The sequence below is a fragment of the Variovorax davisae genome, from assembly GCF_030316845.1.
Taxonomy (GTDB): Bacteria; Pseudomonadota; Gammaproteobacteria; order Burkholderiales; family Burkholderiaceae_C; genus Variovorax; species Variovorax davisae.
The window spans coordinates 64759-88168 of the sequence record NZ_JASZYS010000022.1; the positions used below are offsets into that span (position 1 = coordinate 64759).

Here is a 23410-nt window from a genome sequence, read left to right on the forward strand (position 1 = left end):
GCAAAGAGGGCATCCGCATGAGCCTCAGATTCGCACCAGCCGACGCGGCAGTCAATGCCGCCGCTCCGGCCAGTTCCAGCCACCAAGACCAGCGGGCCGAACTCGACAGCCGCATCCTCACCGCGCTCGCCATGGGCGGTGCGGACAAGCTCGCGAAGCGCCGCGCCAGCGGCCACCTGAACGCCCGCGAACGCATCGATCAATTGCTGGACGCTGGCTCGTTCAGCGAAACCGGCATGCTGGCCGTCTCGGTCTTGCCTGCCGACCGCCAAAGCTCTCCGGCCGACGCCAAGATCACCGGCACCGGCCGCATTGAAGGGCGACGCGTGGCCGTTGTGTCGAACGACATGACGGTCATGGGCGCGTCGTCGTCTGCGGTGAACATGCGCAAGATCTCGCGCCTCAAGGACACGGCCAACCGCAGCGGCATGCCGCTGATCTTCCTTGGCGAATCCAGCGGTTCGCGGGTGCCCGACAGCCTCGGCGCCGAGGCGATGGCGGCAGCCGGCCAAGACCCACAGCAGTACTGCCGCCGGCGTGAAACCCCCTGGGTCAGCGCGGTGCTCGGGCCCTGCCTGGGCTCATCGACCTGGTACACCTGTCTCTCCGATTTCGTCGTGATGCGCAAGGGCGCGTTCCTCGCGGTGTCGAGCGCAAGAGTCACTTCGCTCGCGATCGGCGAAACCGTCGATCCGGAAGAGCTGGGCGGATGGAAACTGCACGCCGAGCAGACCGGCTTGGTGGACCGGGTCGTCGGCAGCGACGCGGAAGCATTGGCGGAAATCCGCCGCTTCCTCAGCTACCTGCCGTCTCACGCGGGAGCTCGGCCCCCCGACCTCCCTGCAGCCGAGGCGATCGCGCCTGATGCCGAAAAGCTCGTCGAGCTGGTGCCTTCCGCGCGCAGCAAGACCTATGACATGCGCAAGGTGATTGCCGGCATCGTCGACGACGGCAGCTTCTTCGCCCTGAAGGACCGCTTCGGCCGGGCCGCCGTCACCGGCCTGGCTCGACTCAACGGCGAGAGCGTGGGCATCGTCGCCTCGAACCCAATGTTCAAGGGTGGCGCAATGGACCCCGAAGCCTGCCGCAAAGTCACGGCGTTCCTGGCGATGTGCGATTCCTTCAACATCCCCATCCTTTTCCTGGTCGATACGCCGGGCTTCCTGGTCGGCATCGAGGGCGAGCGCAAGGCGGCCCCGGCGCACATCATGAACATGATCCATGCCGTGCAGCTTTGCAGTGTGCCCAAGCTGTCGGTGATTCTGCGCAAGAGCTACGGCCAGGCCTACATCAACATGGGCGGCGGCCGCAACAGCGACGCTGTGGCCGCCTGGACCAGCGCCGACGCCAGCTTCATGGACCCGCAGATCGGCGTTAGCGTCCTCCATGGCATCAAGCGCGAGGATGACCCCGAGCGCTTCGACCAATTGAAGGCCGAACTGGCACGCGACACGTCAGCCTATGCGCTGGCCGGCGCTTTCGGCGTGCAGTCGGTCATCGCACCGAAGCAGACCCGCGGCTGGCTCATCGACGGCCTGGCCACGCACCGGCGCGATCGCAATGGCGGCATCGGCGAGCACGAGATGCGCTCGTGGCCGACCTACCTCTGAGCAAGAACCCAAAGCAACCAAGAGACAAGCCAAATGAATCCCGCACTGTCGGCCGGCGACACGCACATCGTCACCAACGAGCCCCGGCGCCTTTCGCGCATCTACATGTGGGCTGTCTTCGCGCTCACCTTCGGCCTGATGCTGTCCGACTACTTGTCGCGCCAGGTTATCGGGGCCGTCATGCCTGCCCTCAAGGCCGAGTGGGACCTCTCCGACTCGCAACTCGGCATGTTGGTGAGCGTGGTCTCGCTCACCGTCGGCGCGCTGACCGTGCCGATCTCTCTGATTGCCGATCGTTGGGGCCGGGTCAGGAGCATCACACTCATGGCGGTCGTGTGGTGCCTCGCGACCATCGCCTGCGGCCTCGCGCAGAGCCACGCGCAACTGCTGACGGCCCGCGCCTTCGTGGGGCTCGGCGAAGCGGCCTACGGCGCCGCAGGGGCCGCGCTGCTCGCGCACGTGTTTCCTGCGAAGCAGCGTGCCGCCGTGCTGGGTGCATTCCTTTCCGCCAGCCTGTTCGGGTCGGTGCTCGGCGTTGTCCTCGGGGGCGCCATCGCGGCCCAGTCCGGCTGGCGAATGGCCTTCTTCGCCGTGGGCGCGCCCGGGCTGGTGCTGGCGCTGATCTACCCCTTCGTCGTACGCGACTACAAGACGGCCGCCTTGCCCAAGGAAGTCAACGCCTCGTCGAAGGGGATGGGCCTTGGCCGGATCGCGCGCGAGGTCTTCGCTTCGCGCTCGGGCAATTTCGCCTACCTCGCGAGCGGACTGCAGATGGCGATGCCCGGGATGCTCATCGCGTGGCTGCCGACCTATTTCGTCCGCTTCTACGGCATGGATGTGAAGAAGGCCGCGCTCGTGGCCGGCGTCGCGGTGCTCGCGTCGGGCGTGGGGATGATCTTCGGTGGCGGACTGGCCGACCGGCTGAGCGCCAGGCATCCGCGTCGCCGTGTGCTGGTGCCGGCCGCCTATTCGGCGCTGACGGCACTGGCCCTGATCGTCGCCTTTTCGCTGCCGCCCGGTCCGCTGGGGCTGGGCCTGATCTTCCTCGGCGCCTTGTTCGCCGCGGCGCAGGGCGGCTGTTCGGCGGCCATTGTCTGCGATGTCACGCACCCTGGCGTGCGCGCGACGGTGGCGGCGACGATGACGCTGGCCAACAACCTGATCGGACTGGCGCCCGGGCCGCTGATCGTCGGCGTGTTGTCGGACGTACTGGGCCTCCAGCGCGCACTGTCGCTGGCACCGTTGCTCGCGCTCGTGGCCTCGGTCTTCTTCGTCATGGTTTCGCGCAGCTACGAGTCGGACGTGGCGCGCTTGCGCGCCAGGGCCGCGCAGGAAGCGGCCTGAGCGCCGCTTCGCCATCCTCTATCGCGAGTCCCATCCATGAACCTCTCCCTCACGCTCACCGGTTGGCGACAGCCCGCGCGCACCAATTTCCACGGCATCTTGATGTCAGTGGTGGTGGCCGTCGCCGCGATCTCGCTGGCCGATCACTACCACGTATCGGGCATGCTCTTTGCCTTGCTGCTCGGCATGGCGCTGAACTTCCTCTCGACGGAAGGCCGCTGCGTTCCGGGTATCCGGTTCTCCGCGAGCACGCTGCTTCGCATCGGCGTCGCGCTGCTGGGCGTGCGTATCACGCTGGCACAGATTACGGCGCTGGGTGCGCTGCCGATTGCCATGGTCGTGCTGTCGGTGGCGATGACGATCGGCTTCGGCATCGCCCTCGCAAAGATGCTCGGCTACCGCAATCGCTTCGGCGTTCTGACGGGCGGTGCCGTCGGCATCTGCGGGGCATCGGCAGCGATGGCGATCGCCGCGGTGATACCGGCGCAGGCCGACGACAACGTCAAGGAGCGCGCCACCATCTTCACGGTGATCGGCGTCAGCACCCTCTCGACGGCGGCGATGGTGCTCTACCCGATGCTGGTCACCGCGCTCGGCTTCGGCGAGCAGCACGCGGGGATCTTCCTTGGCGGAACGATCCACGACGTGGCGCAGGTGGTCGGCGCAGGCTACGGCATGTCGAAGGAGGCCGGCGACGTCGCGACGATCGTCAAGCTGCTGAGGGTCGCGATGCTGCTGCCGGTGATCCTGGTCATCACGCTGTCGTACCGCAAGGCGCACGTCCCCGGCCTGACGGGCGGGCCGAAGCCGCCCTTGCTGCCCTGGTTCGTGGTGGTTTTTGCGCTTCTCGTAGCCGCCAACAGCGCCGGCTTCATTCCTGCTGCACTGCAGCAAACACTGCGGACACTTTCCACCTGGCTGCTTGTGATCTCGATGGCCGCGATCGGGATGAAGTCCCACCTGAAGGATTTCGCCACTGTGGGCCTGAAGCCGATCGTGCTGATGGTGAGCGAGACGGTATTCCTCGCGGTCCTCGTGATCGCATTCATCTTGTTCACACGCTGAGGTCCCCAATGCAAGATTTCGTCAAACAGGAGAGGCAGGCACACCCCATGACCAGCGCCCATGAAGCACTGAAACGCCTGCGCGAAGGCAACGAGCGCTTCGCCTCGGAGGTTCACACCGGCGAGCGTTTCCTGCACCGCATGCGGCGTGCCAAGACCAACTTCGAGCAGAAGCCCTTCGCGATCGTCCTCGGCTGCTCCGATTCACGCGTGCCCGTCGAGATCGTCTTCGACCAGGACCTCGGCGACCTGTTCGTCATTCGCGTGGCCGGCAACATCGCCGCTCCTTCCCAACTGGGCAGCATCGAATTCGCTGCGGCGGAATTTGGCACGCCGCTGGTCGTGGTGATGGGGCACACGCACTGCGGTGCAATTCTCGGGACGCTGGAGCAGTTGCGGCGGCCCACCGAGGCCCGTTCGCCGCACTTGCGATTCATTGCCGATCGAATCCGGCCCGCAGTCGCCGATCTGCTGGCTCCGGAACTGGGCTACGACCGGGAGACGCTGATCCGGAAAAGCGTTCAGGCGAACGTTCGCCAGTCGGTCGACCAATTGCGCCACGGCTCCAAGATTCTCGAACGCCTCATCGACGCGGGCCAGCTTCACGTCGTCGGCGCCGAGTATTCGCTGGAAACGGGGCGGGTCGAGTTCTTCGACGCGCTGCCCGATCCCGAATCCGCTCCCCAACATTCCCCAAACGATTGAACTTCAGCAGGAGACGCATATGCCTTCCATTCTTCAACGCTGCCGCCTGGGCGGCACCCTTGCCGCCGCACTTTCGATGCTGGCGGCTCCCGCCGCATTCCCGCAAGCGAACACCGACAAGGCGGCGCGCATCATCGTGGCCGGCCCCCCCGGCGGTTCGCTGGACGTCGTCTCGCGCCTTCTGGCAGACGGACTGCAGAAGGAGCTGGGCAAGCCGGTGATCGTCGACACCAAGCCCGGCGGCGGTGGGGCGGTCGCGGTCGGCGATCTGATGCAGTCGGCGCACGACGGCAACACGATGGTCGTCTCGCTCGATGCGATCGTGAGTGAGATCCCGCACATCGTCAAGCTGCGTTTCGACATGGCCAAGGAAGTCAGGCCGCTGGCCGAACTCGCGCGCGGCGGCCTGGTGCTCGTGGGCCATCCCTCCGTGCCGGCGAAGAACCTGAAGGAGCTGGTAGGGTATGTGAAGACCCATCCCGGCAAGGTGAGCTACGCCTCCTACAGCGCCGGCACGGTGTCGCATGTGATGGGACTCCAACTCAACAAGGCCGCCGGCATCGACATGCTGCACGTTGCCTACAAGGGTACGCCCCCGGCGCTGGCCGACGTGATGGGCGGGCACATCGAGTTGATGTTCGCGGGGATTCCCAACGCGATTCCGCTGATCAAGGTCGGGAAGATCGTCCCCTATGCCGTGAGTTTGCCCCAGCGCTCGCCGAACCTGCCCGACACCCCGACCTTTGCCGAACTGGGCTACCCTCAGATCGAGGCCTCGGGCTGGTTGGGCGTTTTCGTCACGCCGGACGTGCCGGCCGAGGCCCAGGCCCGCTTGCGCGACGCGACGCTGAAGGTGATGGCCCAGCCCGCCACGCGAGAGCGCCTGAAGGAGTTCGGCTTGGAGCCGGGTCAGCCGCGGACGCCGGAAGAGTTGGCGAAGTCGCTGCGTTCGGACTACGAGCGCATCGGCGTCGTGCTGAAGTCGATCGATTTCAAGCCCGAGTAGGTCATGGACGCGATGCGCCGCAAGGCGCTGAGACTAGGCCTCGCGGCCATTGGCACCACGATGGTCGCGCCGGGTTTCGCCCAACCTGTGCCGCCGATCCGCCTGGCCCTGATCGAAAGCATGAGCGGCCCTTTCGCCAACACCGGCGAGGCCGTGTTCCGCAACCTGCTGTGGGCGGTCGAGCGGGTCAATGCCCGCGGCGGCGTCAAGCTGCCGGGCGGCGCCCGCATACTACAGCTCGATCGCTACGACAGCAAGGGGCAGAACGAAGAGGCGCTCTCGGCGCTGCGGGCCGCGATGGACGACGGCGCGCGCATCGTGCTGCAGGGCAACTCGTCGGCCACGGCGGCGGCGCTGATCGACGCCATCGACAAGAACAACGAGCGCGACCCATCGCGGCGCGTGCTGTTCCTCAACTACTCGGCGGTCGATCCGGTGCTCACCAACGAGCGCTGCAGCTTCTGGCACTTTCGCTTCGACGCCCATGCCGACATGCGGGTCACCGCGCTCATGCAGGTGCTTCAGGAAGACAAGTCGCTGCAGCGCGTCTACCTGATCGGCCAGGACTACAGCTTCGGCCAGTCGGTACTGCGCGAATCGCGGCGGCAGCTCGCGGGCCTGCGGCCGGACGTCCAGATCGTCGGCGACGAACTGCATCCGATGGGCCGCGTGAAGGACTTCGCGCCCTACGCGAGCAAGATCATGGCCAGCGGCGCGCAGGGCGTCATCACCGGCAACTGGGGCAACGACCTGACGCTGCTCGTGAAGGCCGCGCGCGAGGCCGGCTTCAACGGCAGCTTCTACACCTTCTACGGCAATGCCTTGGGCGCGCCGGCGGCCATCGGCGATGCCGGCATCGGGCGCGTGGCGGCGGTGGCCGACTGGCTGCCGAACGTGCAGACGCCGCAGAGCGAGGCCTTCTACCGCGACTTCCGCACCCGCTTCCCGAAGCCGTCGGACGACTACGTCCACATGCGCATGCAACTGCTCGTCGAGGCGCTGGCGCAGGCCATCGAGCGGGCCGGCAGCGTCGACACCGTCGCCGTGGCGCGCGCCCTCGAGAAGGCCGATGTCACCCTGGCCGGCCAGCGCGGCCACATGCGCGCCGCGGACCACCAGTTCCAGCAGCCGCTGGTGGTCGGCGTCATGGACCGGCAGGGCGCCCCCGGCGTCAAGTTCGACGTCGAGGGCTCGGGCTACGGCTTCCGGGTCATCCGGTCGATCCCTGCCAGCCGTGCGGAAATGCCGACCAGCTGCAGGATGAACCGTCCGGACTGACGCCGCGAATTGGCAAGCTGGGTGCCTCGCCGGTCGCGGTTCACGAGCCGGCAAAGTGCTCCAGCGCCTCGAAATCCCGGGTTTCCAACAGAACGGGGCAATGAGGCGCCTCATGATGACGCTCCAGCGCGCAAGCGTCGATGATCGCGGCGTGCGCCTTGTAGGCATCCACCAGGGTGTCACCGCCGCCCTCTGCGCCGAACAGATCCCGCAGCGGGTCTTCCGCGATCTCGACGATGACTCGCTCGCCAGCAGGGCCTTCGGGGTAGATCGCGAACCGCACCGTAGCCGTGTCGAAACAGTAGATTGCTTCGCTCATTTCCTTGCCTCCACGATCAGCGTAGGCACGCCAAGCGGACGCATTGCCATGCCCTCGCATGCCTTCCGATGATCTGCGCCGGCGCGCTGCACGTCCAATGACAAAGTGTTTTCTCTCCGGTCAGTGCTGGTATTTCTAGCCTATTTCTGCCTCACGTAGTCTCCAGGCGCGGCGGAAAGAGGGGCGTTTACGCGCGAGCCGGGCTTTGTGGGTGCGGCGATCTGGTCGCCCGAGCGCGCCTGCATCCAGGCCCGCCAGTGCGGCCACCAGCTGTCTTCATGGCGCACCGCGGTGCGCGCCCAATCGTCGGGATCGGCTTGGCGGCTCGGAGCGGTCGAGAAGAAGGCCTTGGGGGCGCCCGGCGGGTTGATCAGGCTCTGTAGATGGCCGGCATTGGCGAGCACGAAGGTCGATTCCTCGCCGAACAATCGCGCCGTTCCGTAACAGCTCTTCCACGGCGTGATGTGGTCGGTGATGCCGCCGATCACGTAGGCGCCGATGTTCACCTTGGACAGGTCGATCGGAACGCCGCTGACAGTCATGGCACGCGGTTGGACGTACGGGTTCTTCTCCATGATGTCCAGCAGGTCTGAATGGAAGCGCGCCGGCAGCCGCGTGGTGTCCGCATTCCAGGCCAGGATGTCGAAGGCCGGCGGCTTGTTGCCTAATAGGTAGTTGTTGACCCAATAGTTCCAGATCAAATCGTTGGGCCGCAGCCAGGCGAACATGCTGGCCATCTCGGACCCTTCCACCACGCCCTTGCTGCGCGAGCGGGCTCGCGCAGCTCGAACGGCCGCCGGCGAATTGAAGAGGCCCAGCGTGGTGTCGTTCATCGCCCGGGCGCCGTCGAGCACGCACACGGCCCACGAAACGTTCGCTACCTTGCGGTCCCCGAGCGCCGCGAGCCAGCCGAGGTAGGCCGCCAGCGTCATCCCGCCCGAGCAGGAGCCCCACATGTTCACGTCGGGGCTACCGGTGATCTGGCGCGCCACGTCGACCGCCGCGTCCAGCGCCATCGCGTAGTGCTCGACACCCCAATCGCGGTGTTCGGCCGTGGGGTTGCGCCAGCTGACCATGAACATCTGCACGCCACTGTCCACCGTCCATTTCACGAGGCTCTTCTCCGGCGCGAGATCGACGGCGTAGAACTTGTTGACCTGGGGTGGCACCATGACCAGCGGGCGCTGGTACACCTTCGGCGTGGTGGGCGTGTACTGGATCAGCTCGAAGGTCTCGCAGCGGTAGACGACTTGGCCGGGAGAGGTCGCCATGTTCTCCCCGATCTTGAAGGGCGTGCTGTCGACCTGCATCGGCATCATGTGGTTGTGTCGCATGTCGTGTACGAGGTTCTTCAGGCCGCTCACGACGCTGCTGCCGCCGGTATCGACGATCTTGCGCACCGCGGCGGGATTGCCAGCCAGCCAGTTGCTCGGCGCCAACGCATCGGTCACGAGCGCGCTAAGAAATTGCGCCTGGCCCTTCTCGCGGTCGCCGAGCTTGGAATGCGCGATCAGGCTGTTCATCTCGCTATGCGTGAGCAGGTAGTTCTGCATCAGCCGCTTGTAGGCGAAGTTGCCTTGCCACGCCGGATCGGCGAAGCGCCGGTCCTTCGGGTCCGGCGCCAGTTCGGAGCGGCCCTGCACGATTTGACTCAGTGTCTTGGCGTACCGGGCGAGTGATCCGACGGTGGCGCCCGGAGAGACCGTCGCCAGCTTGAGAAGCGATTGCGCGGCTTCCGCGAAGTCGGCAGGCCGCAGCCCCATCAGCGGGTTCGGCGCCAAGGTGTTCTCGCTGGCGCGTTCGATCAGCTCGGTGAGTTCGTTGACCACCACCATGGGCTCGGGGGCGGCACGCCGGCGCTTCGGCGCCGCGGTGGTCTTCCCCAGGCCGGTCGTCTCGGTGGCTGATGATTTCGTCGTCATGCTTGTCTCCTCGTCTCTTTCTCGCCAGGGGTCAGGCGATCAGCATCGCGGTAGCGTTGGCCACCAGGGCGGGCTTTTCCTCGCCCTCGATCTCCACGGTGTTCTCGGTGGTCAGCAGATGGCGCCCGTTGCCCTTGTCCTCCAGCGACACCACGCTGATGTGGTTGCGTACCCGCTTGCCGGCGCGCACCGGGGCGAGAAAGCGGACCTTGTCCAGCCCGCAGTTCACCGCCTGCTTGAGCTGCATGCGCGAGATCAGAACGTCGAAGACCGTCGGCGCCAGCAGCGACAGCGTCAGAAAGCCGTGAGCGACGGGGCCGCCGAAAGGGCTTTCCTTGGTAGAGCGTTCCACGTCCACGTGGATCCATTGCGTGTCGCTCGTGCAGTGGGCGAATCCGTCGATGCGCGCTTGGTCGAGGGTGATCCAGGACGAGGAGCCGATGCGCTGGCCGGCGAGCCCTGCAAGGGATTGGAAGGTGATGTCAGGGGTGTTCATGGCAGTGAAGGATTCAGGGGGACACGCTCGGGGCCGGTCACGGCTTGTCGAGGAATTGGCGGATGGCCGCGACCGACTCGTCGGCCCGGGTCATCAGGAACATGTGCCCGCAATCGAAGATCTTGAGTTCCGACTTGCGGATCAGCTTGTGCATCAGCCACGCATTGGCGAGCGGCACCAGCGGATCGTCGGCGCCGGCCATCAGCAGCGTGGGCTGGAGCAGCGTCGGCAGCCAGTGGATGCTGGTCCAGCCCGAAGCGGCCAGCAACTGCAGGTAATAGCCCAGCCGCGACTTGTATTTGACGTGGCGGAACATTTCGGCCGCCAGCGCCGGGTTGCGGCGGAAGTCGCCGCCGTAGATCTCGCCGCTGACGGTGCGCGCGTAGTCGGCGTTCATGTAGCGCTTGGGCGTCGCCATCTTCCACAGCACACTGGGGCTGGCGGGAATCATCACCACTCCCGGCGCGGTCGCGCAAAGGATGAGCCGGCGGCAGCGCTGGCTGCAGGTGCAGGCGAAGGCCTGGGCCGCTGCGCCCCCCCAGGAGACGCCCAGCACGTCGACCTTGTCGATGCCGAAGCGGTCGAGGATGCGCGCCGCCAGCCGGGCGATACCGCCCAGGCGGTACGGCCAGCGCGGGAGGTCGGACTGGCCGACGCCCGGAATGTCGAACACGACGATCTCGCGCTCTGGCATCTTCTCCGCCAGCGGCGCCAGCAGCTCGATGTTGCCGCCGATGCCATTGAACAGCAGCAGGGGCACGCCCTTGCCGTTGCCGGCCTGGTGCCCGATCCGCACTATCCTGGGGTCGTCTTCCGTGCCGAGGTTCATCGTCTCGATGACCAACTGGCCTCGCGTTCGTCTAACTGCTGTCATGAGACTTCCGGATTTCGCTGGCTGGCCCGCGCTTGAATCCCCTTCATGGCAGCGGCTGCGCCATCCATCGGATTGCGCAGGGCGCACGACAGCGCCAGAGCCGACGGGAGTTCTAGATCATCGCTCCGGAAAATCAGCTGCTTGGCCGGACTCCCAGCGATGTGCGGATGCACATCGGTGACCTCGATCGTCGTCCGGGCTTTCAATTGGCGCTCAGCGAAAAGCCGTTGCCGGACAACCGCACTCGGGCCTTGCGCTCGCGCTGCGCCAGGCTATCCACGAGGTCGACCACCGGGTGTCGCAGGCTGTAGCTGTCACCCGTGGGCGTCGGCTTCAGCGCATTGATCTTCTCGTCGCCGTACATGTAGCGCAGCAGAAGTTCATCGTCGCCGATGTCTTTGTAGCGCTGGCGCAGTCCCGGCAGCACCGGTTCGATGACGGGCGGAATGAGAGCTACGTCCTTCGATCCGTTGGCGATGATGCGGTCCTTGACGTTCGCGTCGACGGGCAGCGGCAGCTCGCCGAAATAGCCGCAGACGTACTTTTTCACCTCATCCGGCACGACCTTGTAGCGCTCACCGTTGAGCACGTTCATCACCGCCTGCGCCGAGACGATCGCGGGATATGGCGTGACCATGATCGGGGAGCCGAGCTCCACGCGAACTCGCCCGATCTCCTCCAGCACCGCCGGCATCCTGTCCATCATGCCGGCGAGCTTGAGCTGCGATTCCAGGTTGCTCATCGCTCCGCCCGCGTACTGCGTGATGTAGTGGCTGGGCTCGTACTCGGCTGGCACGCCGACCGGTTGCCCTTCGCGTTCCGCTAGTGCACCGAGGTAGTCGCCAACCTCGTCGAGCAGGCGGTCGTCCACCACCACGTCAAAGCCGATCTCGCGCAGGTTGCGCGCGATCATCTGGCTGGCCGGCAGCGAGTTACCGTTGGCCAGCGGGTCCACCGCCGTGAGGATGCTGTCGGCGCCAAGGACCGCGGCCTCGATCGCGAGCAGCGGTCCAAGCCCGGTCAGGCAATGGGTGTTGAACTCCAGTCGTGCGTTGTCGCCGATGGCCAGCTTCAGCGCCGGCACCAGCGTGCGCACCCGTTCGAGGGTCAGGATGCCAGCCGCATCGGCGAGCGCGACAGCCTGCACGTCGAAACGCTCCACCCCTTCACGCGCCTTGCTCGCGTACAACGCGTCGTCATAGCCCGGCGCGATGTTGTAGCCGAGGCCAAGGGTCACATGGGCACCGAGGCGGCGCGCCGTGCCAATGCTGGAGGCGAGGTTTTCCGAGCACATCAAGGCGTCGAAGACCGCGATGTCGCGGATGCCGTTGGCGATCTGCCGCTCGACGAAGAGGTCGGTGATGTCGTCGGCCACCGGGAAGAAGCCGCGCATCAGGTTGCTGCGCACCGCGCCGCGCATCGGCGTCCGCGTGATCCGCTCGCGCAGCAGGCGGATCCGCTCGAACGGATCCTGGTTCAGGAACAGCACGCTCGCATCGAACTGGACCAGGGCAATCGCCTGCATCGAAAGGAAGCCGGCGAGGTCCATGCGTTCGGCGATCGGCAGCATGTGCTCGGTGCGCATGCGCGTGGCCCACAAGCACTGCTGGCCATCGCGGAGGGTGTCGTCAGTCAGGTGGATCGTGCGGCGCTTCCCGGTGCGCGCTGTTTCCGCGGCGACGAGTTTCTTGAAGTGTTCGAGCATGGCTTCAGCCCTCCGTGCCTTGGAGTTGGATCGAGACGCCGGGGCCGTGCACGCCGAGTTGTGCATAGGGCGCGGCGCGTGCCGTGAGTCCGGCGAGGAGGACTTCCGCCGGCGTCATGCCGACGTAGCGCAATGCTTCAGACGAAGCGCCAACGGGCATCGCTTCAGGTGCCACGCCGCAGGTTTGAGAAATCACCAACGCGGCATCGCTCGCGTCGAAGTAGGCCGCGTGCAATTTCGCGAGCGACAGCTCGGGCGCCTTCGGCAGTGCGCCGACGCGTCGCAAGAGACCGGGATCGACACTGCCCGACGTCGCGCCGTAGACCTGCTGCAGGGCACGCCGCACGCCAGGTCGAATCTCGGCATAGCGGTTCACGCCCTGTAGATGCAGCAGCGCCTGCTCGGCAATCGGCTGCGCAAAGGGTGCCAGCATCGGTGGTGCGCCCACTTCGTTGCGCACGCGGGCGCATTCGTTGGCAAACGCATGCAACCTGTGCGCGAGGCCGGCTTCTGCCAGCCTCCGCGTCATTTGCGCGGCGATCTCGCCGGGCAGTTCGTGTGCAAAGGGCGCAAGATCGAAAGCCCAGGAGAGGGCCGGCTCGAAGCCGTGGCAATCGGCCATCTCCGACAGAAGGCGGTCAACCTCCCCGACAGCATGCAGCAGCTGGCTGCTGGCGGACGTGCCCTGCTTCAACAGGCGCAACGAATTCAGCAGCGTGCCGAGTGCGGGCACCGATGCACCGTTCGCCACGGGCGCGAACGCGGTGTCAAGCCCGTCGATGCCAAGACGCACCGCTTCGAGCGCGACCATGGGCGCCAGCGCCGTCTGGCAGCGCAGGTGCAGGTCGAGCGGCGTCTTGCCGAGACTGCGGCGGAGGACGGGCAGCAGGGTTGCCAATCGGTCGGCGGTCAGCAGGCCCGCTTCGTCTCGAAGCATCACACGGTCGGCACCGGCACCTGCGAGGGTGGACGCTTTCCCACGCAACTCCTCGTTGCCGAGCGTCGATTCCTGCGCGTAGGGCAGGGCGCCGATTGTCGTCAGGCCGAGCGACTTGGCCACTTTCAGCACCGGCGCCATGCGCTCGATGTCCAGCAGCGGGTCGATCAGCACGAGCTCGGAGACACCGCGCTGTGCCAGTTCGCGCATCCAGAGCGTGGCGACCGCGGTCGAAATGACGTCGCAGTCGCGCTTGCCGTGGTCGGTCAGGAGCGACAGCGCCGCACGCAGCGGAACGCCGGGGCAGCGCTCGCCCAGCAGCTCGATGCGCTGCCAGGGGTCTTCGCCGCGCGCCACGGATTGTTGCAGCGTCGCCAGGGACGCGACCTCGACCGCCGCGGGCTGCGTGGCGGCCAGCCGTTGGGCGACAGCGAGCGCCATGGGCGTCGTCATGCCGCCGTCCCAGCGTGAACTTTGGCCGTCGGTCAGACTGACGTCGGTGTAACGCAACACGGCACCGGTCATGGCTGGACCCCGGCTTCGGTTTGCGCCGCCTTGGCGGCCTGGGCGGCGGCCTTCTGTGCCGCCTTGCGTTGCGGCAGGAAGGTTTCCTCCACCCAGCGCGTCGTGACCGTGCCCTTCAGGAAATCATCATGTGCAAGCACCGCGTCGTGGAAGGGCGCGGTGGTCGAGGGCCCCTCTACCCGCAACCCTCCGAGCGCCTGCCGCATGCGCGCGACGGCCTGCTCGCGCGTCGGCGCATGCACGATCAGCTTGCCGAGCAGGGAGTCGTAGTAGGGCGGCACCGTGTAGCCCGCATAGCAGTGGCTGTCGACGCGGATGCCCTCGCCGGACGGCACGTCCCAGCGCGAAATCAGTCCTGGGCGCGGCAGGAAGTTGCGGTCCGGGTCCTCGGCGTTGATGCGGCATTCGATCGCATGCCCCTTCAACAGGACGTCCGTCTGCGTGAACGACAGCGGCAGCCCGGCCGCGACGCGGATCTGTTCGGCCACCAGATCGAAGCCGGTGATCATCTCCGTCACCGGATGCTCCACCTGGATGCGCGTGTTCATCTCCAGGAAGAAGTACCTGTTGTCGCGCTGGTCGACCACGAACTCGATGGTGCCGGCGCCGCAGTACGCGGCATTACGGGTCAGGCTGACGGCACACTCGCCCATGGCGCGGCGCATTGCCTCGTCGACGGCAGGCGAGGGCGCCTCCTCGATGAGCTTCTGGTGTCGGCGTTGAGTCGAGCACTCGCGCTCGCCCAGGTAGACCACGCTGCCATGCATGTCGGCCATGACCTGGATCTCGATGTGGCGCGCATGCTCGATGAACTTCTCCATGTACAGCGTGGCATCGCCGAATGCGGATTGCGCTTCGTTGGACGCCGAGCTCATCAGAGATTCAAGTTCGCTCTCGTCGCGCACGATGCGCATGCCCCGGCCGCCGCCGCCCGCCGTGGCCTTGATCAGAACTGGGTAGCCGATTTCCGCGCCGACGCGCTGCGCGTGCGCCACGTCGGACAGCGCCCCCGAACCCGGTACGCGGGGCACGCCGGCTTTCTGGGCCAGGCCCACTGCCGTGATCTTGTCGCCCATCGCATCGATGGCGTCGGCGGAGGGACCTACGAACACCAGCCCGGCCTCGACGCAGGCTCGTACGAAAGACGAACGCTCGGAGAGGAAGCCGTAGCCGGGATGCACCGCATCGCAACCCGTTTGAAGCGCCGCCTCGACGATCTTGTCAGCACGCAAATAGCTTTCGGAGGCGAGCGGCGGGCCGAGCACGACGACTTCGTCGGCCATCTTGGCGGCCAACGTCTCAGTGTCGGCTTCGGACACACCGACCACGGCCTCGATGCCGAGGGTACGGCAGGCACGGATCACGCGCACTGCGATCTCGCCACGGTTGGCCACGAAAACGCGCCGGATGTCGCGCTTTGCGACGGGGGTGGAAGCAGTCTTGCTCATGGTCAGGCTCCCTGCGTCGGCTTGATCAGCATCACGATCTGGTCGTGCTGCACCGGCTTGCCGTTCTCGATCACGATGCGCTCGACCGTGCCTGCGACGCCGGCCTTGACCGTGTTGAACATCTTCATGACCTCGACGAGGCACACCGTGTCATCCGCCTTCACGGAACTGCCGACTGCGACGAAGGGCGGCTGGTCCGGGCTCGGCCGCAGATAGAAGCTGCCGACCATCGGTGAGCGCACCGCGACCAGGCCTTCTGGCACTTCGATCATGGCTTCAGGGGCGGCTGCGTTGGAGGCGTCGTCCGGGGATTCGGACTTCCGCGTCGAGTCGGCGATGCGGCTCGAGGCGGCCTGGTGAGCCCGATCGACCCGAGCCGAGGAGGCGCCGGGCTTGCGGGCGTGAAGTTCGAAATCACCCACGGTGACGTCGAGGGATTCGAGGTGAGCGGCGCTGTCGAGGATTTCGAGGATGCGACGTACGTCGGTATGGGATAGGGGCATGGCCTTTTGTCTCCAGTACGGCGGGAGTGTCCGCCTTTCAATGCGCAGCGGCGTTGCTGCAGTGCCCAGATTAAATCATGGGCACATTACGCTTGTCAACAATCGGAATGTCGATTAAAGTTCGTGCATCGGCGCTCCGCCGCCACATCACGAGGCACTCGAACATGACCACTGAGACAAAGATCCGCTCCGAAATCACCGGCACCGTCTGGAAGATCCTGGTGAACCCGGGCGATGTGCTTCAGGCTGACGACACCCTGATGGTTCTCGAGTCCATGAAGATGGAAATCCCCGTGGTGGCCCCCGAGGCCGGCCGCGTGCTCGAGATCCTCATCGCAGAAGGCGCGCCTGTGCGCGAAGGCCAGGAAATCGCGCTCTTCGAAGAGGAATGAGCGCCATGAACAAGGCGGTTGCGGACATGCAAGCGGGTTTCGGCCCTGAAGCCGAAGCGCTGCCGATGCGCGGCGGCTCGGCGGGCCGCCAGTTGATGACGCTGGCCGAGCAGATTGCCGAGCGCATCTTCCTGTCCATCGCAAGCGGCGAGTACGCCCCGGGCGACCGCATTCGCGAAGAGACGATCGCCGAGCATCTCGAAGTCAGCCGCGGGCCGGTCCGCGAAGCGCTGCGCATCCTGGAGAAGGACTCCGTGGTGCGCATACAGCCCAATCGCGGCGCCCACGTCACGCAACTGTCCATCAAGGAAGTGGGCGACTTGTTCGAGATACGTCGAGACCTGCTCGGCGCGATGGTCCGTCGCCTGGCACCTCACAACGCCGACTTCGTCGCCGCGATCGACGCCGGCGTGCACGAGCTCGAAATGGCGGCCCATGGCGGCGTAGATGCCGATGCGTATTTGGGCGTTAGCAACCGGCTCGGCCGCTTGCTCGCAGACGCTTCTGGCAACGAACGCCTTGCGGACATCCTCGGTTCCCTGGCACGGCAGACGAGGCGCTATTCGATGCTCGGTCTCGCAAGCTCGACGCGCCGCATTGAATCGGCGAGCACTTGGCGCGTGATGGTAAAGGCCCTGGAGGCAGGCGACGCCAACGCCGCCGCCGACGCCGTCGAAGACCTTGTCGACGCCTTGAGGCGCGAAGCCATCCGGCAGCTAGCTCTGCTTCACCCCACCCACACAAAGGATTGAATCCCATGAGTTCCGACCGAATTGCAGGGCACGCCCTGTCCTGGGCGGCGGCGCAGTTCCGCGACCGGCCGGCTATTGTCTTCCGCGACCGCAGCTACAGCTACACGCAGATCGAGCGGCGCAGCAACCAGCTCGCCAACACGCTGATCGGCTTGGGCCTGATACCTGGCGAGCGACTCGCGGTGCTGCTCAACAACTCGGTGGAGAGCATCGAGGCACAATTCGGCGCCGAAAAGGCAGCGCAGGCCTACGTAGCGCTGAACGCGCGTCACACGGTGCGCGAGCAGGCCGGCATCCTCAACGACGCGGGCGCCTCGGTGCTCGTCGCCGGCGCCGAGTTCCGCGAAACGGTACAGCAAATGCGGCTGCTGGTGCCCTCGTTGCGCGTCGTGATCGGCGTGGGGTGGCACGACGCCGACGTGATCGACTACGACCTGCTGCTGACCCGCGCCTCGGACGGGGCGCCATGGCTCAAGGTGCCCGCGAACCTGCTACTGCGCATCGCCTATACCTCGGGCACGACGGGCCAGCCGAAGGGAGTGGCCTACAGCATTGAACGCTTCGAGGCGCGCCTGGCGAACCACTTTAGCGCCATGGAGTACGGCCTCGGCATCGACGACGCGATGCTGCACGTGGGGCCACTCACGCACGCTGCAGGTATCCACCTGCTGCCCTGCTACTTGCGCGGAGCCCGCAACATCGTGGCCGACCGCTTCGACGCCGAGCAGGTGATCGCGCAGATCGCGAGCGATCGCATTACGCAGTTGATGGTGGTGCCGACGATGATGACCCGTCTGCTCGAAGTGCTGGCGGCCAACCCCGGCGCCAATGTGTCCGCCCTCAACCGCGTTCACTACGGCACCGCGCCTACACCGATGAGCACGGTGCATGAGGCGCTAGAGCGCCTGGGGCCAATCTTGCGCCAGCAGTACGGGATGACGGAGGCCGTCCAGCCCCTCTGCGTGCTCTACCCGCACGACCATCTGCAGGATGGAAAGCCCTCGGAGCGCATCAACTCCTGCGGTCGACCCACGATGAATGTCGACATCACCGTCCGTGATGCGGACGGCAACCCGGTCAAGGCGGGCGAGATCGGCGAGATCGCGATCGCCCATCGCGGCATCGGCGAAGTGGCGTTCTGGCGTCGTCCCGAACTGGAGCGCGAGTCCATCCGCGATGGCTGGTACTACAGCGGCGATCTCGGTCGCTTCGACGACGAAGGCTTCCTCTACATCGTCGGCCGGAACAAGGACATGATGATCAGCGGCGGCTTCAACGTCTACGCTCGGGAGGTCGAAGACGCGCTGCACTCCCATCCGGCCGTCGCCGAAGTTGCCGTGCTCGGACTTCCCGACGCCGAGTGGGGCGAGGTGATCGCGGCCTTCGTGGTCCGACGCCCCGGAGAGGCGAGCGACGCAGATGCGCTGGCCCGGCACTGCACCGAGCAGATTGCCGGCTACAAGAAGCCTCGCGTGATCGAGTTCGTCGATGCGCTGCCGCGCAACCATGCCGGCAAGGTGACCAAGAACGACCTTCGCGATGCCTGGCTGGCTCGTCATTCCCAAGGAGCGATTTCCAAATGAACACCACACTGACAACGAAGCCCGCGGCGGGCGAATGGGCCGAAGACCTTGACGAGCTGGCACAGCGCCGCGCCATCGCGCGAGAACTGGGCGGCGAGGAACAGGTCGCTCGCCATCACGCGGCAGGTAAGCTCACGGCTCGCGAGCGCATCGATCACCTGCTCGACGCGGGTAGCTTCAAAGAAATCGGCGCCCTGGCCGGCTCCGTCAAGTACGGCGCGGACCGCAAGCGCGAGAGCTTCACGCCCAGCAATGCCGTCGTCGGCGTCGGCAAGATCGCCGAGAGGCGGACTGTCGTCTCGTCCGACGACTTCACGATCCGCGCCGGCTCTTCGGAAGGTTCGGTATCCGAGAAGTGGATCTTCGCCGACCGCTACGCTTTCGAATATAAGCTGCCGATCGTTCGCATGGTCGACAGCGCCGGCGGCAGCGTGAAGCTGCTGGACAAGCTCGGCCACACCAAGATCCCGGGCTACGCAATGCTGCCGATGACGCAACTGCTGGGCGTCGTTCCCGTGGTGGGTATCGCGCTCGGCGCTTGTGCCGGCCTGGGGGCGTTGCGGGTGGCCTCGTCCCACCTGGCCATCATGATTCGTGGCAAGAGCCAGATCTTCGCCGGCGGGCCGCCTGTCGTGAAGCAGGCCTTGGGCATGGACATCGACAAAGAAGCGCTCGGCGGCTATGACGCGATGCACCGCTATAGCGGCACTGTTCAACTGGCCGTCGACACCGAGGAAGAGGCTCTGCAGGCCACGCGACGCTTTCTGTCCTACCTCCCGGCCAACGTGTGGGAGCAGGCGCAGCAAGTAGCTTGTGACGACCCGGTCGGTCGCTGCGATTCTTGGCTCAACCAGGCGATTCCTGCGGACAGGCGCAAGGTGTTCCAGCCGCGCAAGATCCTGAAGGCGATTTTCGATGAGGGGTCGGTGTTCGAGTTGTCGCCGGACTTCGGCGGATCCACTATCACCTGCTTGGCACGGCTGAACGGCCATGCTGTGGGCGTGATCACGAACAACCCTGTTGTGATGGGCGGCGCGCTGACGCGTGCCGCGGCGCTGAAGATGGCGCGCTTCGTCGACCTGTGCGACACCTTTCACCTGCCCATCGTCAATCTGGCCGACCAACCGGGTGTCATGACCGGTCCCGACGCGGAGCGCGAAGGCACGCTCGCGGCTGCGATGCAGGCCCTGCACGCCATCGAGCAATCGGGAGTTCTGTGGTTGGCGATCGTTCTGCGACGTTGCGTGGGTCTGGCTGGTGCCATGCTAAGCCCGTGGCACGGGCCCTCGGGAACCTCGCTGCCGAACCGCTACGCCTGGCCATCGGCGCGCTGGGGATCGATCCCGGTCGAGGGTGGTGTCGCCGCGGCGTACAAGAAGGATATTGCCGCCGCGGAGGATCCGGTCGCGCACCGGCTGGAACTCGAGGCGCACTATCACGCGATCTCGTCTCCCATGCGCACGGCCGAGCGCTTCGGCGTGCTCGACATCATTGAGCCCGCGACCACGCGGCCGCTGCTCTGCGCCTGGGTGGAGGACGCGTATCAGGCGGCGAGCAGGCGCCTCGGTCCAGTCGGGCGCACCATGCGCTGATGCGGGTTACGGCGCGTCTCGCCGCAAGACCCCCTTCGGGCTCCATCGGTATCCGTCGCCGAGATCGCGGATCGCATGCAGCAGACGCTTGCCCGGATGCGCCTGATCGGAACGCGAGGGGTAGTGCATTCGAGTCGCTTGCGAGCATCGCTCCCGGCCGCTGACGGTCGGCTTCGAGGCACGGACTTTCAGTTCGGCGACTGGACAAGCGGCCGTTCGGCTGGGCTTCAAGACGGCTTGGCCCAGTCGGTGCAGGAGGGAACTCGGTCGACGTCTGCATCACGTTGGAACCGGTCATTGATACCGGAGCTCCCTTGCAAACTCTTTGACCGGTATCGGCATCAAAGCGTGAGTTCGCCCATCGGCAGCAAAGGACAGCTAACGCTGCGAAGCCGAAATCCGATGCTGTCTGTACGGTGCTCGGCCAACGCACAAGCCGGCCCCCTGAACCCCGGCGTCAGCTTCTGACAGGGCCAGGGGTCAGGCAGGCAAGCGACTATCTGGGACATCCCCACGTGAGCCGGCTTGGGAGCCCGAGACGCGACTGGGGGAGTGGGGTGCGAGCTTGGAGCGGTCCAGGCGGCAGGCAGGCCCCGATTTTCCGTGGCCGCGCGCGAGGACGTCGGCAGCGACGAGATTGCGGTATTCCAGCGCTTCAGCTTCAACGACCCGTCGCCTCAGGTGCGTGCAAGACGGCAAACTCGTAAGATCTACGTGCAATACATATTGTGTTGCATGTAACTCACGCGATAGGGCACCATAATCCGCGCTTATCGACCCCAATCGGAGGCTGTCAGTGAATCTTGGCACCACGGGCGTCTCAGCGTCCGATTCCTCAGTTCCGGTCCGGCGGCGAGGGCCGCGCGGCGTGCAGCTGGAAGAAGTGGTCGAGGCGGCCGACGCGCTGCTCGCCCGGGGCCTCAAACCCACCATCGAGCGCGTGCGCCAGCATCTGGGCGGCGGCTCGCCCAACACGATCAGTCCCTTGCTCGACGTCTGGTTCGAACGGCTGTCTGCCCGCATCGCTGGTGTCGCCGTGCCGACTGAGGACGACTTGCCGCCGAACCTGCGCAGCGCCTGGAACCATGCCAAGCACGAAGCGCGGACCTTGGCGATCCAGACGCTGCGGGAAGAGCGCGAGGCGCTGGAGCAGGGCAGGGCGCAGCTATCCGCAGATCAGGCGGAGTTTGCGAAGCGGGCAGAACACTGGGTGGCCACGAATGCGGCCATCGAGAAAGCGCTCACCGAGACGCGCGACGTGTCGGAGACATTGCGGGGTGAATTGGCGTTCGCGCAAGCCGAACTTGCCGCCCTGCGCAGCCGCTACGACAGCGATGTCGACAAGCTCCAGCAGGCGCTCGATGTAGAACGGCACGCGAATGCAACTTCGCGGGCCGAGCACGAGCGGGCGTTGCAAGCTCGCGAGGACACCTGCCGGCAAGAGAAGGGGCGCCTGGAGGCCCGTGAGATTGCGCATGAGCGGCGCTTCCTGGCCGAGGTCGACCAGGCTCGACAAAGCGCGAAGCTGTTGGAAACCGAGTTCGCCAAGGAAAAGAAGCACCGCTTCCAAGTTGAGGAAGGGGCAGCGGCCGAACGGAAGGCCCATTGGATTGCACTCGAGGAGGCGAGACAGGTCGAGCGAAAACTTCGTGAGGAGTTGCAGTCGCAAGCGGTCGCGCTTACGCAGGAGCGGGGACAAGTGGAAAGCCTGAGCGACAAGCTCGAGGCTGTGCGGCAACAACTCACCGAAGAAGCCGCGATGCATACTCAAGCGCGAACCGCGCTCGCGCAAGCCATCGCTGCTGTGGCTCAGCGATTGCCAAAGAAACGAGACCGGGGCAGCCTGCCGAAGAAGTGATCCCTGAACTTCTAAAAAGACGGCCCGCTTGCACGGTTGAAATGCGCCCTGCGCTGCTGATCTGACGGTGGGGCAGGTTTCCGCTGCAAGGCCCTTGAAAGCCCAATGCCCGAGGGCCCACCTGTGAGTGCAGGTCAAGCGCCAAACGTTGACTTGTCTCAGCGCCGCGATGGCTTATATTCATCGGTAAACTGTGCGTCAATGCGCAACAGACCTGCACGCTGCGGCGTAAAGGTTGGGGCCACGGTCCGAGGGACGCAATGCTCACCGGAACAAGAGGGTGTTCCATGCGTGTGCTTTCTGAACGAGGGGGATGGAACGTGTACTTCCATGGGGACGCCAGGGTGGCGGGTGTGATCTTCGAATTTGGCGAGATGATGTGCTGACTCCTGAGGATGTCATTGCCGGCGCGCGCATCGAGCAGCATCCGGGAGTCTATGTGCTCGGAATTGACGACACACGCATCACGTTCTATTCGCAACAGGTGCGTGGCCTCGAACTTGCACATGCCCTGCAGCACGAACATTTGCTTTCGGCCAACGCCCGAGTCGCGGTGATCGGCGGCGGTGCCGCTGGCATTACGCTAGCCGCCGCTCTGGCGCTCCAAGGGGGAACAGATGTACATTTATTCGAGAAGGCGCCGCGTCTGCTGCCGCTGCAAAGCGACAGCCAACGGCGTCGTCTGGACCCCCATATCTACGATTGGCCCAATCCAGATGCGGAACACGAGCTAGCTCAACTTCCGATCCTCGATTGGCGCTCCGGCTCTGCAACTGGCGTACGCGATGCCGTTTTGCGAGAGTTTGATGAAGTCCGCGCCGCGACCCAAGGCCGCCTCAAGGTGCACCTGGGTCACTTGGTCACCGCCATCGCCCCTTATGCGGGTCGCTTCCTGACGAGCTTCGAACGTGATGCGCCAGCAGGCGGGCGACAGACCTCGAGCCAAGAGTGCGAAGTTGTCGTGCTTGCAATTGGCTTCGGAATCGAGCACCGCTTTGCAATCCCGTTGACCGAAACGGCCAGCTACTGGCACGACGCCGGGGTACCTGGCGCGGAGATTGCAGGCAACCCGCGGCCGACATTTCTCATCAGCGGAAATGGCGATGGGGGATTGATTGACCTGCTCGCGTCAGCTAGTGCCACTTTCCAACACGACGACATTGTTCGCGGCATCACGCAACGCCCTGGAATTCAAGCTTTGCGAGACGCTCTACTGGAGATCGATGCTCAAGCGCTCGTCGCCGAGGCAAGTGGAAAAGGGTTCGATTTCATTGCAGCCTATGACCAAGCAATCGGTGATCAAGTCGAAGCGATTGGACTGGTCGATGAGATGCAAGGTCGACTGCGATCGGGTGTCCAGTTGTTTCTTCAAACACGTGAATCTGAGCTTTTATCCGTGAGGACGGCAAGACTCAATCGACTCGCGGTATATCTTCTTATTAGGGCCTGCGCACGCCCGATTGTGGAGGAATTCCGCACCTGATTTGCGATGAAGTG

21 protein-coding genes are annotated in these 23410 nt (G+C 65.5%); 12 read left to right on the forward strand and 9 right to left on the reverse strand.

What is annotated here, in order from left to right:
* Positions 1 to 17 precede the first annotated feature (17 nt).
* From QTI33_RS33135 to QTI33_RS33160, 6 genes are all read left to right on the forward strand, one after another.
* Positions 18 to 1610: an acyl-CoA carboxylase subunit beta gene (locus QTI33_RS33135; RefSeq protein ID WP_286510842.1), complete on the forward strand. Its 1593-nt coding sequence runs from the start codon at positions 18 to 20 to the stop codon at positions 1608 to 1610.
* A 138-nt stretch (positions 1611 to 1748) separates the two neighbouring features.
* Positions 1749 to 2954, forward strand: a complete 1206-nt coding sequence (locus tag QTI33_RS33140; RefSeq protein WP_286510843.1) for an MFS transporter — start codon at positions 1749 to 1751, stop codon at positions 2952 to 2954.
* 36 nt (positions 2955 to 2990) lie between these two features.
* Positions 2991 to 4019: a YeiH family protein gene (locus QTI33_RS33145; protein WP_286510844.1), complete on the forward strand. Its 1029-nt coding sequence runs from the start codon at positions 2991 to 2993 to the stop codon at positions 4017 to 4019.
* Positions 4020 to 4027: 8 nt separating this feature from the next.
* The gene (locus tag QTI33_RS33150; protein ID WP_286510845.1) at positions 4028 to 4723 is read left to right on the forward strand and encodes a carbonic anhydrase; all 696 of its coding nucleotides are present in this window, start codon (positions 4028 to 4030) and stop codon (positions 4721 to 4723) included.
* A gap of 19 nt (positions 4724 to 4742) precedes the next feature.
* Positions 4743 to 5729 carry a Bug family tripartite tricarboxylate transporter substrate binding protein gene (locus QTI33_RS33155; RefSeq protein WP_286510846.1) on the forward strand — a complete coding sequence of 329 codons (987 nt, stop codon included), beginning with the start codon at positions 4743 to 4745 and terminating at the stop codon, positions 5727 to 5729.
* A 60-nt stretch (positions 5730 to 5789) separates the two neighbouring features.
* Positions 5790 to 7007, forward strand: coding sequence for a branched-chain amino acid ABC transporter substrate-binding protein (locus tag QTI33_RS33160; protein ID WP_444814922.1), 1218 nt, complete (start codon positions 5790 to 5792; stop codon positions 7005 to 7007).
* Positions 7008 to 7047: 40 nt separating this feature from the next.
* On the opposite strand, the gene QTI33_RS33165 is transcribed toward QTI33_RS33160, so the two are convergent.
* From QTI33_RS33165 to accB, 9 genes are all read right to left on the reverse strand, one after another.
* Entirely contained in the window at positions 7048 to 7326 is a 279-nt protein-coding gene (locus QTI33_RS33165; protein ID WP_286510848.1) for a hypothetical protein, read from the reverse strand.
* 140 nt (positions 7327 to 7466) lie between these two features.
* The gene (locus tag QTI33_RS33170) at positions 7467 to 9248 is read right to left on the reverse strand and encodes an alpha/beta fold hydrolase (RefSeq protein WP_286510849.1); all 1782 of its coding nucleotides are present in this window, start codon (positions 9246 to 9248) and stop codon (positions 7467 to 7469) included.
* A 31-nt stretch (positions 9249 to 9279) separates the two neighbouring features.
* Positions 9280 to 9744, reverse strand: a complete 465-nt coding sequence (locus QTI33_RS33175; RefSeq protein ID WP_286510850.1) for a MaoC family dehydratase — start codon at positions 9742 to 9744, stop codon at positions 9280 to 9282.
* Positions 9745 to 9781: 37 nt separating this feature from the next.
* Positions 9782 to 10573: a poly(3-hydroxyalkanoate) depolymerase gene (gene phaZ / locus QTI33_RS33180; RefSeq protein WP_286510851.1), complete on the reverse strand. Its 792-nt coding sequence runs from the start codon at positions 10571 to 10573 to the stop codon at positions 9782 to 9784.
* 41 nt (positions 10574 to 10614) lie between these two features.
* A complete protein-coding gene (locus QTI33_RS33185; protein WP_286510852.1) occupies positions 10615 to 10824 on the reverse strand; it encodes a hypothetical protein in 210 nt (69 codons plus the stop codon).
* The gene (locus QTI33_RS33190) at positions 10821 to 12323 is read right to left on the reverse strand and encodes a carboxylase (protein ID WP_286510853.1); all 1503 of its coding nucleotides are present in this window, start codon (positions 12321 to 12323) and stop codon (positions 10821 to 10823) included. Before QTI33_RS33190 ends, QTI33_RS33185 begins: the two co-directional genes overlap by 4 nt.
* A gap of 4 nt (positions 12324 to 12327) precedes the next feature.
* Entirely contained in the window at positions 12328 to 13785 is a 1458-nt protein-coding gene (locus QTI33_RS33195; protein WP_286510854.1) for an acetyl-CoA carboxylase biotin carboxylase subunit family protein, read from the reverse strand.
* Positions 13782 to 15233 carry an acetyl-CoA carboxylase biotin carboxylase subunit gene (gene accC / locus QTI33_RS33200; RefSeq protein ID WP_286510855.1) on the reverse strand — a complete coding sequence of 484 codons (1452 nt, stop codon included), beginning with the start codon at positions 15231 to 15233 and terminating at the stop codon, positions 13782 to 13784. Before accC ends, QTI33_RS33195 begins: the two co-directional genes overlap by 4 nt.
* A gap of 2 nt (positions 15234 to 15235) precedes the next feature.
* Positions 15236 to 15736 (reverse strand): acetyl-CoA carboxylase biotin carboxyl carrier protein, encoded by a 501-nt coding sequence (gene accB / locus QTI33_RS33205; RefSeq protein WP_286510856.1) that lies wholly within the window; start codon positions 15734 to 15736, stop codon positions 15236 to 15238.
* 164 nt (positions 15737 to 15900) lie between these two features.
* Between accB and QTI33_RS33210 the strand changes: the two genes are divergently transcribed.
* The 6 genes from QTI33_RS33210 to QTI33_RS33235 all read left to right on the forward strand — a co-directional run bounded on the left by QTI33_RS33210 (position 15901) and on the right by QTI33_RS33235 (position 23396).
* Positions 15901 to 16128, forward strand: coding sequence for a biotin/lipoyl-binding carrier protein (locus tag QTI33_RS33210; RefSeq protein ID WP_286510841.1), 228 nt, complete (start codon positions 15901 to 15903; stop codon positions 16126 to 16128).
* Positions 16129 to 16133: 5 nt separating this feature from the next.
* Positions 16134 to 16880, forward strand: a complete 747-nt coding sequence (locus QTI33_RS33215) for a GntR family transcriptional regulator (RefSeq protein ID WP_286510857.1) — start codon at positions 16134 to 16136, stop codon at positions 16878 to 16880.
* Positions 16881 to 16885: 5 nt separating this feature from the next.
* A complete protein-coding gene (locus tag QTI33_RS33220; protein ID WP_286510858.1) occupies positions 16886 to 18463 on the forward strand; it encodes a class I adenylate-forming enzyme family protein in 1578 nt (525 codons plus the stop codon).
* On the forward strand, positions 18460 to 20055 hold the full coding sequence (locus QTI33_RS33225; protein ID WP_286510859.1) for an acyl-CoA carboxylase subunit beta: 1596 nt from the start codon (positions 18460 to 18462) through the stop codon (positions 20053 to 20055). The genes QTI33_RS33220 and QTI33_RS33225 overlap by 4 nt, the downstream gene beginning before the upstream one ends.
* 868 nt (positions 20056 to 20923) lie before the next feature.
* Positions 20924 to 21913, forward strand: a complete 990-nt coding sequence (locus tag QTI33_RS33230; protein ID WP_286510860.1) for a DNA-binding protein — start codon at positions 20924 to 20926, stop codon at positions 21911 to 21913.
* Between the two features lie 313 nt (positions 21914 to 22226).
* Complete coding sequence (locus tag QTI33_RS33235; protein ID WP_286510861.1) at positions 22227 to 23396, forward strand: NAD(P)-binding protein; 1170 nt, start codon at positions 22227 to 22229, stop codon at positions 23394 to 23396.
* Positions 23397 to 23410 lie beyond the last annotated feature (14 nt).

Coding starts and splice junctions, on each gene's coding strand:
- QTI33_RS33135 (WP_286510842.1), top strand. CDS start 18: ATGAGCCTCAGATTCGCACCAGCCGACGCGGCAGTCAATGCCGCCGCT.
- QTI33_RS33140 (WP_286510843.1), top strand. CDS start 1,749: ATGCTGTCCGACTACTTGTCGCGCCAGGTTATCGGGGCCGTCATGCCT.
- QTI33_RS33145 (WP_286510844.1), top strand. CDS start 2,991: ATGAACCTCTCCCTCACGCTCACCGGTTGGCGACAGCCCGCGCGCACC.
- QTI33_RS33150 (WP_286510845.1), top strand. CDS start 4,028: ATGCAAGATTTCGTCAAACAGGAGAGGCAGGCACACCCCATGACCAGC.
- QTI33_RS33155 (WP_286510846.1), top strand. CDS start 4,743: ATGCCTTCCATTCTTCAACGCTGCCGCCTGGGCGGCACCCTTGCCGCC.
- QTI33_RS33160 (WP_444814922.1), top strand. CDS start 5,790: ATGGTCGCGCCGGGTTTCGCCCAACCTGTGCCGCCGATCCGCCTGGCC.
- QTI33_RS33165 (WP_286510848.1), bottom strand. CDS start 7,326: ATGAGCGAAGCAATCTACTGTTTCGACACGGCTACGGTGCGGTTCGCG.
- QTI33_RS33170 (WP_286510849.1), bottom strand. CDS start 9,248: ATGACGACGAAATCATCAGCCACCGAGACGACCGGCCTGGGGAAGACC.
- QTI33_RS33175 (WP_286510850.1), bottom strand. CDS start 9,744: ATGAACACCCCTGACATCACCTTCCAATCCCTTGCAGGGCTCGCCGGC.
- phaZ (WP_286510851.1), bottom strand. CDS start 10,573: ATGAACCTCGGCACGGAAGACGACCCCAGGATAGTGCGGATCGGGCAC.
- QTI33_RS33190 (WP_286510853.1), bottom strand. CDS start 12,323: ATGCTCGAACACTTCAAGAAACTCGTCGCCGCGGAAACAGCGCGCACC.
- QTI33_RS33195 (WP_286510854.1), bottom strand. CDS start 13,785: ATGACCGGTGCCGTGTTGCGTTACACCGACGTCAGTCTGACCGACGGC.
- accC (WP_286510855.1), bottom strand. CDS start 15,233: ATGAGCAAGACTGCTTCCACCCCCGTCGCAAAGCGCGACATCCGGCGC.
- accB (WP_286510856.1), bottom strand. CDS start 15,736: ATGCCCCTATCCCATACCGACGTACGTCGCATCCTCGAAATCCTCGAC.
- QTI33_RS33210 (WP_286510841.1), top strand. CDS start 15,901: ATGACCACTGAGACAAAGATCCGCTCCGAAATCACCGGCACCGTCTGG.
- QTI33_RS33215 (WP_286510857.1), top strand. CDS start 16,134: ATGAACAAGGCGGTTGCGGACATGCAAGCGGGTTTCGGCCCTGAAGCC.
- QTI33_RS33220 (WP_286510858.1), top strand. CDS start 16,886: ATGAGTTCCGACCGAATTGCAGGGCACGCCCTGTCCTGGGCGGCGGCG.
- QTI33_RS33225 (WP_286510859.1), top strand. CDS start 18,460: ATGAACACCACACTGACAACGAAGCCCGCGGCGGGCGAATGGGCCGAA.
- QTI33_RS33235 (WP_286510861.1), top strand. CDS start 22,227: ATGGAACGTGTACTTCCATGGGGACGCCAGGGTGGCGGGTGTGATCTT.